Origin of the sequence: Streptomyces sp. NPDC002888 (genome assembly GCF_042888465.1) — a bacterium.
Taxonomy (GTDB): Bacteria; Actinomycetota; Actinomycetes; order Streptomycetales; family Streptomycetaceae; genus Streptomyces.
Genome location: NZ_JBIAPU010000002.1, coordinates 227,561 through 242,468, shown reverse-complemented (window position 1 = coordinate 242,468; position 14,908 = coordinate 227,561). Strand labels below are relative to the sequence as shown.

Below are 14,908 nucleotides of genomic sequence, written 5' to 3'. Positions count from 1 at the left end.
GCCCGAGGCATAGCGCTCGCCGAGGTGGCGGATGCGCCAGGTCAGGGCTCGGGCGGGGCTGCGGGCGCCGGCCGAGGGTGCTCCGTATAGAGGTTTGCTGTTCGCGAGGGCTGCCCGCTCCGGCGCGTGGGTGTGTGCCGGAGCGGGCGGGCCACTGTGGCTGTGGCGTGTTACTTGATACCGATCTCGGCCAGTTGCAGGCGGTACTTGGTGCTCTCGTCGGAAGCCGGGGTGCCGAGTTTGGTCGCCGTCAGGCGCAGATAGCGGCCGGTGGTGGAGGTGAGGGTGTAGGTCTGGGCGGCTCCGCTCGGGTTGGACTGGCCGGTGACGGTACGGGCGGTGGTGTAAGTGCTGGATCCGTCGGCGCGGGTCTGCAGCGTGAAGTCGACGGGGAAGTTCGCCGAGCCGCCGCCGGCTCCACCGGCGTCGGTGCGCGGGTGCAGGGTGACGGAGCCGATGGACCGGTCGGCGCCGAGGTCGACCTCGATCCACACGGGTGTGTCGCTGACGTCGGCGGAGGCGAAGTCGATGCTGGTGAAGCCCTTGGCACCGGTCACGCTGGTGGTGGTGCCCTCCAGGATCCGGGTCTTGCCCCAGTCGCTGTTCTCCAGCGTGCAGTTGGCCTTCACGGTCGTCGCGGCGGTCGGAACGGTGAGTTCGGCGAGCTGCAGGCGGAACTTGGCGGACTCGTCGGACGCGGGGGCGCCGAGCTTGGTGGCCTGCAGGCGCACGTAGCGGGCGGTGATGGTCTTGAATCCGTACGTCTGCACCAGCCCCTGGGGGTTCGCCTGGCCGGTGACGGTGCGGACGGTGGTGTAGGTGCTGGATCCGTCGGGGCGGGTCTGGATCGTGAAGTCGACGGGGAAGCCCGCGGTTCCGCCCCCGGCCGCCTGGGTGTCGGTGCGGGGGAAGAGGCGTACGGCGTCGAGGTCGGTGTCGGCTCCGAGGTCGATCTCCACCCAGACGGGGTTCGCGCTGACGTCGGCGGAGGTGAATTCGTTGCTGGTGTAGCCCCTGGCGCCGCTCACGCTGGTGAGCTTGCCGTCGGTGAGCCGGTTCCTGCCCCAGCTGCTGTTCTCCAGGCTGTTGTTGCTGGTGACCGGCCGGCCCAGGGCGAGGTTGTCGAGGCGGCCGGTGCCTGTGGCCGTGAACGTCCAGGTGCCCGGCTGGACCTTGAAGTAGACGTACGAGGAGTCCTTGCCGTCATAGCTGAGACCGCTGACGCTGCCCGTGGAGGAGCCGCCGGTCAAGACCGTCGTGCCGTTCGCCTTGATGACCGGCTGGGAGCCGCCGTAGGTGGGCACACCGACGCGTGCTGTCGTCCCGCTCGGCGAGGTGAGCGTCAGGGTCGCCTGGGTTCCGTCGCGGGTGATGCCGAAGCGGATGTCGCCCTGGACGGTGGGCGTCACGGTGTTGATCTTCGTGAGGGTGCCGGTCTGCGGGATCACCTCGTACGTCTCCCAGCCCGCCGTGGTGGGGCGCACACCCGCGGCGTAGGCGGACAGGGCGTACAGCGGGCCGCCGTTCCAGGCGTGGTTGTCGGTGCCTTGCGACTTGACCCACACCTCCCACAGGGTGTGGCAGGCGGGGTCGGTGACCTGCGCGGCGAAGCGGTTGCGCATCCGCTCCTCGGCGACCGTGGCCGCGCCCATGAGGTACAGCGCCTCCAGGACGTAGAACTCCATGTAGGGGCTGGCGTTGAGGTGGGTGCGCAGCACGTTGGTGATCGCCGGGTAGTGGCTGGGGGCGGCCAGGCCCGCGACGACGGCGAGGGCGTTGGCCCGGTCGTCGGTGTCGCCGTTGTAGCCGGGGGAGCGGTACTCGTTCTTCGTGGAGTTCCACAGCAGGGTGTCGAAGTTGGCCTTGATGCTGGCGCGCTGGGCCTGCCAGCCGGCGACGTCGCCGGTGTTGCCGCTGAGGGTCGCCAGCTTGGCGGCGGTGTCCAGGGCCAGGTAGTACCAGCAGTTGTTCAGGACGCGGGTGTCGATGTTGCTGCCCCAGTCCTGCCAGTCCCAGTCACCGGCACGGTGGGCCACCAGACCGTCGCTGCCCAGGCCCCACAGGTCCAGGTACTTCTTCACCGCCGGGTAGGCGCCGGTGACCGTGCTCGTGTCGCCGGTGTAGAGGTGGAACGTCCAGAACGACCACACCGAGGCGAGCATCTGGTTGGGCAGCTCGGCGGTCCAGATGGTCGAGGGCATCGGGGAGTAGAGCGCTCCGCTGTCCTTCTGCCAGGAAGCCAGCTGCGCGATGGCCTTCTTGCCGAGGGCGTGGGAGTTGGTGTCGAAGGTGTAGAAACCTTCCTTCAACTGGTTGACCACGTCGCCCCACCACTGGGCACGTTCGCGGGTCGGGCAGTCCATGTAGTTGTCCCGCATGTTGACGTACATGGTGCGGGCGGCCTTGGTCCACACGGTGTCGAAGAAGGCGTCGCTGCTGGTGAACGACCCGTCGAAGTCGGTGTCGTAACCGGACTCCCGGTACTTGAGGTCCAGGATCGTCACGCCCGCCGGGATGGTGTACCGCACGGCCGTGCCGCTCATCCAGCCCAGCGCCTCGAACTCCTGGACCCCGCCGGCGCAGACGTAGGTGGCGCGGACGTTGTAGATGGTGGCCTGGTCGATGCCCACCAGACCCTTGCCGTCGTCGTAGTGGTCGGTCTGGATGCCGATCACCGCGCCGGCCGGAGCGTCGACCTTCAGGTACGGCGTGACCTGGATGTTGGACGGCAGGGTGGCCGAGATCGCGGTGGAGCCCTGGCCGGTGGCTGGGAGCGAGGCGTCGTTGGTGTAGGACTTCAGGCCGGAGTAGCGGAACTGCGGGATCGGCCGCTCGACGAGGCCGTTCCAGGGAGCGGCGCCGGCGGCGCCGAAGTCGGTGGGGGCGCTCCAGGCGCTGTCGTCGAAGCCGGACGACTGCCAGTCGGCCATGTCGGCGGCGTTGCGGGCGTCGTAGTAGACGTTCGATTCCGGCAGCCGGAAGTTGACCTGGGTGCCACTGGTGTTGTTCGAGTAGCCGGGGTGGACCTTGTGCTTCCATCCGGTGTCGCTGACCAGCCGGGTGGTGGTGGAACCGGTCTCGATGTCGGACTGGAACAGCAGACCGCCCTTGCCGCTGCTGCTGTGCGAGAAGCCCTGCTTGCCGAAGTACCGCACCAGCAGCGCCACCGTGTTGGTGCCGCTGGTCAGGTAGGGGGCGAGATCGATCTCGTCGTAGTAGGTGTCCGTACGGTTCGGGCCGCGCTTGAGGCCGCCCTCGAAGACCACGAGGGTGCCGTTGATCCACAGCCAGTACTTGGAGTCGGCCGCGATCTGCGTCACGGCCTTCGAAGGCGCGGAGCCCAGGGTGAACGATCTGCGGAAGGCCACCCACTGGTTCGTCGAACTGGACGCCGCCCAGATCCACTTCGCGGTCCACGAGACCGCCGCGGACGCCGCGGACGCGAGCCCGGGCAGCATCACGGAACCCAGAGCGGGGGCCAGGGCCACGGCTATGGCCGAGCGCAGAATGTTGCGGCGCGTCACATCGTGCATCGCGGGCTCCTAGGAGATGTGCGGAGAGCGGAGAGGGCGGCAAACGCGTCGGCAGCCCAGGGTCGAGAAGGGGCGGAATTGTTGCTTCCGAGATTCTGAAACGTTTCATTCGTGTGTTTGCAGGCGCGATCCTGACCCCGGCGCAGGCGTCGTGTCAATGGCCGCGCAACCGGATTGTTCGCGAGCGGCCCGAGTGGTGTCGGAAGGTCTGCGCAGCTCAAGGGAGTGGAGCGCGGAGGGTTTTACCGCGGCGAGCGGTCAGGTGCGGGGGTTCGGGGATCGAACCGGCCAGTTCCATTGACGTACTCTCGGCCGACATTTATCTTCTGCACGAAATTGCGAACAGTGTTCGATTTTTCGAACCATGGCTGTCAGAAGGGGCAGCCCGTGTTGCGCGCCCGTCACCGTCGCACTCCTGTGACAGCTCTGTCGGCCCTCTCCGCTGTCTCGTCACCCGGCCCGCCATCGCGGGGTTCCGGTCGCTGCAGCGCCCACGCGAAAACCGCGACGCCTCGGCCGCTGACCACGCAGCACGCGACGTTCCACCCGCACGGAGCCGGTACCTCCCAAACGGCACGGACGCCGGGCCTCGGCATGGTGACCGGGAGGTGCTGGCCGCGATCGTGTTCGTGGCCACGTCTGGCTGCACGTGGCAGCAGTTGCCGTCGGCGTCGTTCGGGCCGTCGGGTGCGACGGCCCATCGACGCTTCGCCGAGTGGACGAAGGCCAGGGTGTGGGCCAAGCTCCATCGCCTGGTCCTGGACGAACTCGGCGCCCGCGGCGAGCTCGACTGGTCCCGCTGTGCGATCGACTCGGTGAACATGCGGGCTCTGAAAAGGGGGACCTGACGGGCCCGAATCCTGTCGACCGGGGCAAGTGCGGCTCGAAGATCCACTTGATCACCGAGCGGACCGGTCTGCCCTTGTCTGTCGGGATTTCAGGGGCGAACCTGCACGACAGCCAGGGTCTGATTCCCCTGGTGAAAGGCATACCGCCGATCCGCTCTCGCCGCGGCCGACGACGGCGCAAGCCGGGCAAGCTGCACGCCGACAAGGAATACGACTACGACCACCTGCGGCGATGGTTACGGCAGCGCGGGATCACCCACCGCACAGCCCGCAAGGGAATCGAGTCCTCGCAGCGGCTGGGCCGCCACCGGTGGACCATCGAACGCACTATGTCCTGGCTCGCCGGCTGCCGCCGCCCACACCGCCGCTACGAGCGCAAAGCCGAGCACTTCCTCGCCTTCCCCGGCATCGCCTGCACCCTCATCTGCCACCGCAGACTCACCAAATGAGATGACGTCTAAGGGACGCAAGGGCTGCCAACCATCTCCTTGCCTCTTCGCCGAGCAGCCTGCGCAGCATCCGTATGCTTCCGGTCATGCGATTTTTCCGGCCGCGTGGCCGAAGCGACGCCCAGCGAATGACGGGAACGCCTGTGGCTGAGGCCAAAGCCCTTTACGAAGCCGGGCGTTACGCCGAGGCGGAGGCTGAAGCCCGTGCCGTGGCCCGATCGCGGCCACGCGATGACGAGTACGCAGCTGTGGCGCTGAACATCGCCGCGCTCGCGACGGGCGCCCAAGGCCGCCACGCTGAGGCACTCGCCACCTACGACGAAGCGCTGCCTGCCTTCAGCAGGATATTTGGAGCCGATCACTGGCTGACACTGAAGCTGCGCTCGGACCGCGCCCAGCAGATGATCTCGCTCGGTCGGCACGCCGAGTGCGAGGCAGAATGTGCGGCCGTCGCCGAGGCCGCGGGCCGCGGTACCGGCCCGGAGATGTCACGCCTGGCAGCGGCCGCCCGCAATGGGCTGGTCTTCGCCCTCAATGCGCAGGGGCGCCACCAGGAGGCCGAGGCACTCGCCCGGGAGGCCCTGGCCGACTATCGCGCACGTGACCGGGCGTCCCTCGTCCTGCGACTCGGCCTGGCTCGCAGCCTCAACGGCCAAGCCCGCCATGAAGACGCCCTCACCGAGGCGCAGGGCGCCGACAAGCTGTACCGCGCGCTGCCCGAGTACCAGCGCCATCCAGATACGGGCGCCGTCGAACTGGCCATTGCTACTGCCCTGTTGGGGTTGCGCCGCGCTCCCGATGCCCGTCGCCAGGCTGCAGCCGCTCATGATGCCTGCTTGGCCTCCTTCGGCCCGGACCACCACCGCACCATCGAAGCCCGAACGCTGCTCGAGCACATCGACGGCACTCGACCGTAAGCGCAGCGCCCCCGCTCGGGGCGGGTCGCAGGCGCTCCCTGGGCAGCTCATCCAGCTATCGCAACGCGCCGGACCAAGAGGTCATCTCATTCGGTGACGAGTCGGCGCCTCCGGCCCCACCCGCTGGAACAACTCCCACAGCTCATCCGGCACCAACCGCTCAACGATCCCCACACCGAGAGCCTACCGAGCATCCCAAATGAGATGACCTCTTAGCTGGGGGGGCCGCCCTACCGTTCTGTCCGCTCGGGCAGCTGAGACCGCGGCAGAATTCGAACCCGCGTAACTCGCTTTGCATTCTGAGCCGCACGGCTTCGCCGCAACCTGGCTGATCTCCTGAACGGCGTACGGACCCGTGGCACGGTCCTCCACCAGTCCTCCGTGACCGGCCCCTGGGCGGCGCGCTTCGAGGACGGTTCGCCACTGGCCCTCGCGGTCCTTGTCCACGGCTCCGTCTGCCCCACCGGACTCCAGTGCATCGCTCGGTTACCGGCAGGCACTCAAGAGGAAAGAGGCAGCAGCGGGCAAGGGAGGCGGTCGGCACTCGCACCCTTGAAGCTGTGCACCCGTAAAGGCGTCCCGAACTGGACGGCAGAACGACCGGAGCTGAGCGCAGTGCCTGCGTGCGCACTCACTCGGACGCCAGCCTCCGAAGCCCGTGCCCACAGCGTGCCCGTAAGAGCGGACAACCACGGTCAGCAGCGGTGCCGTCCGACCCGCACGACCACCCGAGCACGAGGCATCTGTGCACGTCAGGGCCATATGGCCCGGTTGACCTCCAGGGACATGCCCTCTGGCGGCGGCCAGGAGCGGCCGGTGAAGTCTGGGTGGCCCGAATCAACAGGGTGCCATCGGGCCGTCGCGACGACACCGGCCCGATGAATCCCCGCAGGTCACCGGGCATGTGACCGCCCGAGCAGCGTCGCTTCCCAAGCTGAGAGCGCGAGTTCGACTCTCGTCCCCCGCTCCAGATGGAGACCCCAGGCCAATGGCCTGAGGTCTATTGGTTCCTGTCGATCTTGTCAGAGGACCGCTCAAGGCGTGTCGCCTGTCGCCAACGTCCTCGAACAGCACACCTGGTGCTGTGACCGCATAGGTTCGCCGGGTCGGCGGTCGTGGCGGTTGCATGTGCGGTGACATCCGATCCGACCGCTGGAGGCGCGGTGGCCGAGCCCGTCCGTGTGCGCAGACTGACCGACCACGAGGGGCAGAAGCTGCAGCAGATCGTGCGCCGGGGCAGCACGAGTTCGGTGCGCTACCGGCGGGCGATGATGCTGCTGGCCTCCGCTGGAGGAAAACGGGTGCCGGTGATCGCACAGCTGGTGCAGGCCGACGAGGACACCGTCCGGGATGTGATCCACGCGTTCAACGAGAAGGGCCTGGCCTGCCTGGACCCTCGGTGGGCGGGAGGCCGTCCCCGCCAACTCAAGTCTGACGAAGAGGACTTCGTCGTCCAGACGGCCACCATCCGCCCGGTCAAGCTCGGCCAGCCTTTTACTCGCTGGTCACTGCGCAAGCTCGTCGCCTACCTGCGCAAAGTCCACGGCCGGGTGATTCGCATCGGCCGTGAGGCGTTACGGTGCCTGCTCGCCCGCCGCGGCGTCACCTTCCAGCGCACCAAGACCTGGAAGGAGTCCCCGGACCCCGAACGGGAGACGAAGCTGGACCGTATCGAGCACGTCCTGGACCGCTTCCCGGACCGGGTATTCGCCTTCGATGAGTTCGGCCCACTCGGGATCCGGCCCATCGGCGGCAGCTGCTGGGCCGAACAGACCCGGCCCGACCGGCTGCCGGCCACCTACCATCGCACCCACGGCGTCCGGTACTTCCATGGCTGCTACTCGGTGGGCGACGACCGTCTGTGGGGCGTGAACCGCCGCAAGAAGGGTGCCGGGAACACGCTGGCCGCGCTGAAATCGATCCGCGCCGCCCGGCCCGACGGCGCACCGAAGGGGATTCGGGCCATGCCGCAGCCGAGGACTACCCGGATGGTCGCCTGGGCCTGAGGCTGGGGCCGCGCTTCAGCGAGGCAGCAGGACGTCAACCTGCCGCCGGATGTCCTGCACGATCTCCTCGACGCTCAAGGCGATGTTCACGCTCGCCGCCATGCTGAGGAACATCACGGCGGACACGATGTGTGCCAGCGTCGCGGCGTCGCCCTCTGCGACCCGTTCGTCTCGGCGCAGCACGGCGGCGACGGCCTCCTCGGTCTGCGCGACGATGGCGAGTGCCGCGCCGTGCCGGGGCTCCTCGGGGTCGCCGAAGACCATCTCTCGCAGGTAGGTGCGTCCGTTGTCGATCTGGATGCGGTTGCACTCGACGATCGGCCGGACGATCGCCAGCACCGCGTCCAGCACGCCTGGGACGGTCTCGGCGTCCGCCCGGCCCTGCTCAAGTGCTTCGACGTACTTGGCGTTCTGGACAAGGAGGAGGAGTTCGCCCTTGGTCTTGGCATAAAGGAACAGGGTCCCGGTGCCGATGTCGGCCTGGTCAGCGATCTGCTGGGTCGTGACCTCGTCGACGCCGTGTTCGGCGAACAGTTCACTGGCGGCAGCGACGATGCGGTCGAGTTTCTCCTGCTTGTTCCGCTCGCGCCGTCCGACCGACTGGGAGGCGACAGACATGGGTGGTGTCCTCGTGCGTTCTGTGTCGCCCGTCGCGGTTGCGGCGGGTCAGCTGCTGCCGATGACGGCCTTGCCGCGGATGCCGCCCTGGGACAGGGACTGCAGCGCCTGCGGGGTCTGGTCGAAGCCGACCACCTTTCCCACGACCGGACGCACCACGCCCTGGTCGATGAGAGTGGTGATCTGGCGGAGCTGGTCGCCGCTGGCGCGCATGAACAGGAACTCATACGTCACGCCGAGCTTCTTGGCCTGCCTGCGGATCTTGCCGCTCATGCCCGCGACCGCCAGGCGCAGCAGCGGGTTCAGGCCGGCCTCGCGGGCGAACGCGGGGTCCGGGGGACCGGCGATCCCGATGGCCTTGCCGCCGGGCTTGAGCACCCGCAGGGACTTCTCGAGAGTCTCCCCACCAAGGCTGTCAAGCACCAGGTCGTAGCCGGTCAGGAGCTGTTCGAAGTCCTGGGTGCGGTAATCGATCACCGTGTCCGCACCGAGCGCGCGCACGAAGTCCGCGTTGGAACCGCTGGCGGTCGTGGCGACGCTCGCACCGAGGTGCGCGGCGAGCTGGATCGCGATCGAACCGACCCCGCCGGCCCCGGCGTGGATGAGGACCTTCTGCCCGGGCCGCACGTTTCCGCGCTCCACCAGCGCCTGCCACGCCGTGAGCGCCGCCAGCGGCAGTGAGCCGGCCTCTTCCATGCTGATCGATGCGGGCTTGAGCGCCAGGTCGCCCTCCGCGACGGCGATGCGTTCGGCGAACGTGCCGATGCGGTCCTGGTGGGGCCGGGCGTAGACCTCGTCTCCGGGCTTGAAGCCGCGAACTGCCGTCCCGACGCTGATGACGGTGCCCGCGACGTCGTTGCCCAGGATCAGCGGCAGCTTGTAGGGCAGGATCTGCTTGAACTCACCGGCGCGGATCTTCTCATCCAGCGGGTTCAGTCCGGCGGCCTCCACCCGGACGAGCACGTCGTGCTCCCCCACGGTGGGTTCGGGGACGTCCGCCTCCTGCAGCGGCTCCTTGTACTTGGTGACGACGAACGCTCGCATGGGGCGCCACTCCTTGTCTTCATCCTATTTATCCAGGCGTGAGGCCAGATCGGCCAATTCGGCGTGACATGGGGCCTCGCCCCACCCACCCAACCCGAGTGCACTCAATTATGAGTCTGCTCAGGATTATTTTCAACCTAGGGCGTCCTGGGCCCGCAACGCGCCCTCCCCGGTGCCACATACCGGCCGCGAGCACCTGCCGGCAGCAGCAGGCCCCGGCCACCACCGAAGACACCCCTCCGGCGCGAGCCGCAGCCCTGCCTCCGCCCCCGTGCGAGCCGCCGCCCCGGCCGTCACCGAAGCACCCCCGCGAGCCGCAGCCCCGCCCCCTCCGAAGCCCCGAGCCGCAGTTCCGTCCTGTCCGGCCGTGCCCGCAGGTCCGCCCCGTCCCGTTCGGCCGCGCCCGGAGCCCCGGGACCGGTCGATCCCGGGGCTCCAGTCCCGCTCCACCTGCCCGCAGCCGACCCGGCCGGGGCGGCCGGCGTCAGGCGACGCTCAGGACGATCTTCCCGGTGGTGCGGCCCTGCTCGCCGATCTCGTGCGCCTTCGCGGCCTCGGCCAGCGGGACGACGGTCTCGACCACGGGCGTGAGCGCGCCCCGCTCGGCCAGGGCGGCGATCTCGCGCAGACCCAGGTGGTCGGGCTCGACCAGCATCCACACCGCCCGCACGTGGCCGGGGACGTCGGCGGGGACGTCGTCGGGGCCGGGCAGGGTGATCAGCCGGCCGCCCGGGCGCAGCACCGTCAAGGACCGCTCGGCGTGCTGGCCGCCGAGCCCGTCCAGCACCACGTCCACGTCCCCGACGGCGTCCTCGAAGCGGACCGTGCGGTAGTCGATCACCTCGTCCGCGCCCAGCTGCCGCAGCAGGTCGTGCTTGCCGGCGCTGGCCGTGCCGATGACGTACGCGCCGCGGGCCTTGGCGATCTGCACGGCCAGGTGGCCGACCCCGCCGGCCGCCGCGTGCACCAGCACCCGCTCACCGGCGCGCACCCCGGCGGTGTCCACCAGGGCCTGCCAGGCGGTCAGCGCGGCCAGCGGCAGCGCCGCCGCCTGCACGTGGGTGAGGTTCGCCGGCTTGGGCGCGAGGTGGCGGGCCGGGGCGACGACGTACTCGGCGTAGGCGCCCGCCTGCCGCGGGAACAGCGGCATGCCGTACACCTCGTCCCCGGGGCGGAACATCCCCACGCCCGGTCCGACGGCCTCCACGGTGCCGGAGACGTCCCAGCCGACCGCCGGGACCTCGCCCCACTCGATCAGGGCCCCGCTGGCCCGGGTCTTGAAGTCCACCGGGTTCACACCGGCCGCGTGGACCCGCACCAGGACCTCGTTCAGTCCCGGCTCGGGCCGGGCGACCTCACGCTCCACGAGCACCTCCGGTCCGCCCCACTGCTCCACGACCACCGCACGCATGCTGTCCGCCTCACTCTTTTCCGTCTTGATCGGATACCGGCCGCCCGGGCCCTTCCCGGCGCGACGCAGTCCACGATCCGGCACCCGCCCCCACCATGGTGTTGGCCGTCTGGCCACTATGTGACAGGATCTGGCCATGAGTGAGATGCAGTGGCCGTGCACCGACCCCCGCCCCGACCCGAGCGCCGACGCGGCCGGGCGGCACCGCATCGCCGTCCTCGCCCTGCCCGGCGTCCCGCCCTTCGAACTCGGCATCCCCTCCCGCGTCTTCGGCAGCGTCCTGGACGCCGGCTCACGCCCGCTGTACGAGGTCACCGTCTGCACCGCCGACGGCGCCCCGGTCCTCAGCGACGCCGGGTTCACCGTGCAGCCCGCGGCCGGTCCCGAGGCCCTGGCCGCCGCGGACACCGTGATCGTCCCGCCCACGCACGCCATGCCCGAGCTGGGCCGCGGCGGCCCGCTGCCGCCCGAGGTCACCGCGGCCATCGCCGGCATCCGGCCCGGCACCCGCCTGGTGTCCATCTGCACCGGCTCCTACGTCCTGGCCGCCGCGGGCCTCCTCGACGGCCGGCCCGCCACCACCCACTGGCACCTCGCCCCCGAGTTCCGCCGCGCCTACCCCCGCGTCAAGGTCGACGAGGAGGTCCTCTTCGTCGACGACGGCGACGTCCTGACCTCCGCGGGCGTCGCCGCCGGCGTCGACCTGTGCCTGCACATGATCCGCCGCGACCACGGCGCCGCCGCCGCCAACCGCGCCGCCCGCATGTGCGTCGTCCCGCCCTGGCGGGACGGCGGCCAGGCCCAGTACATCGACCGCCCGGTGCCCGAACCCACCGTCGCCACCACCACCGCCACCCGCGCCTGGGCCCTGGAACACCTCGGCGAACCCCTCTCCCTGAACCGCCTGGCCGAACACGCCCGGATGAGCCTGCGCTCCTTCACCCGCCGCTTCCGCGACGAGGTCGGCATGACCCCCGTGCAGTGGCTCACCGCGCAACGCCTGGAACTGGCCAAGCAGTTGCTGGAGACCACCGACCTGTCCATCGACCTGGTCGCCCACCGCTGTGGCTTCGGCTCCGCCAACTCCCTGCGCGCCCACATGCGCACCGCCTTCGGTGTCTCACCCGCCTCCTACCGCCGCACCTTCCATACCGACGACCTGGTGGAAGCGGGCGTCTGAGGACACATCAGCGCCGCACATACCCGCTCCGCGGGCCGGCCGGGATCCGCCTGGTCATCCGCTGCCGGTGCCCCCTCCAGCGGAGGCCAGCAGCATCATCGCCCGCCGGTAGCGCACCGAACTCGTGCTGCCCCGGCGCACGATCTGCTGCAGCTTCTGCCCCTCGTGGTCGGTCAGTCTGCGCACACGGACGGGCTCGGCCACCGCGCCTCCAGCGGTCGGATCGGATGTCACCGCACATGCAACCGCCACGACCGCCGACCCGGCGAACCTATGCGGTCACAGCACTAGCCGCGCATGGCTTCGCGGACGAGGGCGGTGTCGACGAATTGCTCGAAGCGGACGATCAGGCCGCCGCGGACCACGAAGTGGTGGGCGACGCGCACGTCGATCGGCTTGCCGGTGGCCTTGTTGGTCGCGGTGTAGCGGGCGAGGACGACGACGTTCTCCCCCTCGACGACATAGGTGTCGTCGTGGGCGGCCCAGTTGTCCCACGCCTTGCCCAGCTGCTCCATCACGTTGGCGGTGACGCCGTCGGGGGTGCGGTAGGTGCCGGCCAGTGGGAAGCCGGCCATCTCCTTCCACTCCACGTCCGGGGCGAGGGTGGCTCGCAGGGCCTCCAGGTCGCCGGCCGCGGAGGCCAGGTACTGGCGGCGGACCACGTCGGCCGGGGCCGTGGAGGTCGCGAAGTCGGTGTGCTCGTAGGCCATGACGCTCAGCCCCACTTCATCTCGCCCTTGGCGACCTTCGCCCCGAGCTGGGCGGCGATCAGCATGCCGTTGTCGGGGTAACGCTCGACGAGCGCCTCGGTCAGCGCGGCACCGTCGGCCGCCTTGCCGAGCTCCTCCTCGAAGGCGACGAGGTAGTCGCGGGTGGCGGTGATGGCTGAGGCGTCGGCCGCCGTGCCGGGCAGGCGGTGGCCGGGGACGACCAGCTCCGGCTGGAGGGAGGCCATCTCGTCCAGCAGCTCGATCCAGACGGAGCGGTCCTCGGGGGTGGGGGTGTCGGCGACCCAGACGTGCTCCTGCTGGAAGAGCAGGACGCCGCCGAGGAGGGCGCGGTGCTCGGCCTGCCACAGGTAGTGGCGGTCGGGCAGGCCGGCCGGGCCGCCCTTGAGCTCGAAACGGTGGCCTTCGAGGATGAGGTCGCCGGTCAGCGGGGTGAGGTCGACCAGGCGGGTGGGCAGGTTCGGGCCGACGGCCGCCCACGCCTTGAGCTTGCCCTCGTAGGAGTGCTGGATGTGCTCGATGACGATCGGGGTGGCGACGAAGGTGGCGTCGGGGAAGGCGTCGGCGAGGACCTCGGCACCGAAGTAGAAGTCGGGGTCACCGTGGCTGACGAAGACGGTCGTCAGCTTCTTGCCGGAGTCGAGGATCTCGGCGGCGAGGCGGTGGCCGTCGGCGCGAGTGAAGCCGGCGTCGACCAGCAGCGCCCCCTGCTCACCGGTGACGAGCGTGGCGGTCTTGTTCTTGCTCCCGGCCGGGAAATCGAGGTCGAGGACCTTGAAGGAGAGGGTGCTCATGCGGGGGCTCCTGAAGGGGACGGAAATCCAGTGGGTGGGGCGGTGGTCAGGGCGCGGCGGTAAGGGCGGCCAGTCGCCGGTCGATCTCGTCGGCGGTGGCGTGACCATGGGCCAGGGCGGCGACTCGGTCGCCGTCGACGGCGAGCAGGGTGGGGAAGCCCGTGGCACCCAGCTCGGCGGAGCGGTGGAAGTCGTCCGCCGCCGCGTCGGGCGCCTCGGGCGCGTCGAAGGCGGCGACGACGGCGTCGGCGTCCAGACCGGCCTCCTCGGCGAACTTCCGGTAGGTCGCGGGGTCGGAGAGGCTGAGGCCGTCGACGTAGAAGGCCCGCTGGAGGGCGCCGGCCAGTTCCGCCGCGCGGTCGGGGGCCACCCGGCGCAGGGCGACGACACCGCGCGCGGCGGCCTCGGAGTCCATCACGAACGACCCGTCGGCGATCAGCCGCTCGTAGCTCTCGCCGAACTCGGCGCCGGTCAGCTCGGCGATCTGGGCGTTGGCGCCTTGGACGTAGCCGAACTCGCGGATCGGCACCCGGCGTGGCCCGGTGAACAGACCGCCTGAGACCACTTCGACCGGCAGCGCGGGATGACGGGAGACGACCTCGCGCAGAGTTCCGGAGAACCCGTGCGACCAGCCGCAGTAGGCGTCGAAGACGTAGACGAGCTTCATCGAAGGTCCCAGCGAAGGTGTGGCGCCCGCCGAATGCGAGCCATTCGTCTGAGACAACAGTAACTGACTCGTCAGATATTTCCTCGCCGGTGTGACGGCAGCCACACCGGAAAAGCCTCTGTCAGTGCATCGGTGCAGCCGTACGACCGCAGCCTGGAGGGCTGTCAGGGCAGGCGGGGCAGCTCGTCCCGTGCGGAGTGGCTCAGGATCCGCAGGTCCTCGGCGAACCGCTCCCGGTCCTCGGGCGGCAGCGGCGCCAGGAAGTAACGCCGGATGTTCTCCACGTGCACCTGGGACGCCCGCACAGTGGTCTCTTCCCCCAACCGGGTCAGCCGTACCAGCCGCCCGCGCCTGTCAGCGGGATCCTCGGCGCGCTCCACCAGCCCGGCCGCCTCCATCCGGTCCACCAGACGCGTCGCCCCACCCGTGGTCAGTACCTGTTCCTGGGCGATGGCCCGCATCGGCAGCCCGGGATCGCCCGCCCGCCCGAGGATGAGCAGCACCTCGAACATCAGATGGCTGATGCCGCACTCCAGCTCCAGAGACCGCCCGAGGATGTACTCCAGCCGGTTCGCCGCCCCCTGCAACCGCCCGAACGCCAGCACCAGCGCATTGTCCGCGGCCTCCTTCGGCGACGAGATCTCCGTCGGCTCTTCCACGTCCCCCCCACCCGACTGGTCCTCCACACCATGCATCCACTGATCATGCCTCGT

At 69.8% G+C, this 14,908-nt stretch carries 12 protein-coding genes and 2 pseudogenes; 5 read left to right on the top strand and 9 right to left on the bottom strand.

Annotated elements, in window-relative coordinates; all coding sequences use genetic code 11:
* Window positions 1-170 precede the first annotated feature (170 nt).
* Window positions 171-3,533, bottom strand: a complete 3,363-nt coding sequence (locus ACFYWX_RS04060; RefSeq protein WP_389422375.1) for a discoidin domain-containing protein — start codon at window positions 3,531-3,533, stop codon at window positions 171-173.
* Between the two features lie 482 nt (window positions 3,534-4,015).
* On the opposite strand from ACFYWX_RS04060, the gene ACFYWX_RS04055 reads away from it, so the two are divergent.
* From ACFYWX_RS04055 to ACFYWX_RS04040, 4 genes and pseudogenes are all read left to right on the top strand, one after another.
* Window positions 4,016-4,830 (top strand): IS5 family transposase gene (locus tag ACFYWX_RS04055; protein WP_389422639.1). Its coding sequence is split into 2 segments (ribosomal slippage): window positions 4,016-4,366 and window positions 4,369-4,830, totalling 813 coding nucleotides; the frame shifts between segments, so codons are not numbered across the junction.
* Window positions 4,831-4,958: 128 nt separating this feature from the next.
* Window positions 4,959-5,747 (top strand): tetratricopeptide repeat protein, encoded by a 789-nt coding sequence (locus tag ACFYWX_RS04050; RefSeq protein ID WP_389422638.1) that lies wholly within the window; start codon window positions 4,959-4,961, stop codon window positions 5,745-5,747.
* 324 nt (window positions 5,748-6,071) lie between these two features.
* Window positions 6,072-6,629, top strand: coding sequence for a cupin domain-containing protein (locus ACFYWX_RS04045; protein ID WP_389422637.1), 558 nt, complete (start codon window positions 6,072-6,074; stop codon window positions 6,627-6,629).
* 281 nt (window positions 6,630-6,910) lie between these two features.
* A pseudogene (locus ACFYWX_RS04040) lies at window positions 6,911-7,696 on the top strand (helix-turn-helix domain-containing protein); the annotation flags it as partial.
* Between the two features lie 72 nt (window positions 7,697-7,768).
* Here ACFYWX_RS04040 and ACFYWX_RS04035 read toward each other — a convergent pair.
* From ACFYWX_RS04035 to ACFYWX_RS04025, 3 genes are all read right to left on the bottom strand, one after another.
* Complete coding sequence (locus ACFYWX_RS04035) at window positions 7,769-8,371, bottom strand: TetR/AcrR family transcriptional regulator (protein ID WP_389422374.1); 603 nt, start codon at window positions 8,369-8,371, stop codon at window positions 7,769-7,771.
* Window positions 8,372-8,419: 48 nt separating this feature from the next.
* The gene (locus ACFYWX_RS04030; protein WP_389422373.1) at window positions 8,420-9,415 is read right to left on the bottom strand and encodes an NADP-dependent oxidoreductase; all 996 of its coding nucleotides are present in this window, start codon (window positions 9,413-9,415) and stop codon (window positions 8,420-8,422) included.
* 484 nt (window positions 9,416-9,899) lie between these two features.
* On the bottom strand, window positions 9,900-10,826 hold the full coding sequence (locus tag ACFYWX_RS04025) for an NADP-dependent oxidoreductase (RefSeq protein WP_389422372.1): 927 nt from the start codon (window positions 10,824-10,826) through the stop codon (window positions 9,900-9,902).
* A 136-nt stretch (window positions 10,827-10,962) separates the two neighbouring features.
* Between ACFYWX_RS04025 and ACFYWX_RS04020 the strand changes: the two genes are divergently transcribed.
* A complete protein-coding gene (locus tag ACFYWX_RS04020; RefSeq protein WP_010982637.1) occupies window positions 10,963-12,006 on the top strand; it encodes a GlxA family transcriptional regulator in 1,044 nt (347 codons plus the stop codon).
* Window positions 12,007-12,078: 72 nt separating this feature from the next.
* On the opposite strand, the pseudogene ACFYWX_RS04015 reads toward ACFYWX_RS04020, so the two are convergent.
* The 5 genes and pseudogenes from ACFYWX_RS04015 to ACFYWX_RS03995 form a co-directional block, all read right to left on the bottom strand.
* A pseudogene (locus ACFYWX_RS04015) lies at window positions 12,079-12,210 on the bottom strand (IS630 family transposase); the annotation flags it as partial.
* Window positions 12,211-12,293: 83 nt separating this feature from the next.
* Window positions 12,294-12,716, bottom strand: coding sequence for a nuclear transport factor 2 family protein (locus tag ACFYWX_RS04010; protein WP_389422371.1), 423 nt, complete (start codon window positions 12,714-12,716; stop codon window positions 12,294-12,296).
* Window positions 12,717-12,721: 5 nt separating this feature from the next.
* Entirely contained in the window at window positions 12,722-13,528 is an 807-nt protein-coding gene (locus ACFYWX_RS04005) for an MBL fold metallo-hydrolase (RefSeq protein ID WP_389422370.1), read from the bottom strand.
* Window positions 13,529-13,574: 46 nt separating this feature from the next.
* Window positions 13,575-14,195, bottom strand: a complete 621-nt coding sequence (locus tag ACFYWX_RS04000) for a DsbA family protein (RefSeq protein ID WP_389422369.1) — start codon at window positions 14,193-14,195, stop codon at window positions 13,575-13,577.
* A 164-nt stretch (window positions 14,196-14,359) separates the two neighbouring features.
* The gene (locus ACFYWX_RS03995) at window positions 14,360-14,890 is read right to left on the bottom strand and encodes a MarR family winged helix-turn-helix transcriptional regulator (RefSeq protein ID WP_389422368.1); all 531 of its coding nucleotides are present in this window, start codon (window positions 14,888-14,890) and stop codon (window positions 14,360-14,362) included.
* Window positions 14,891-14,908: the final 18 nt, after the last annotated feature.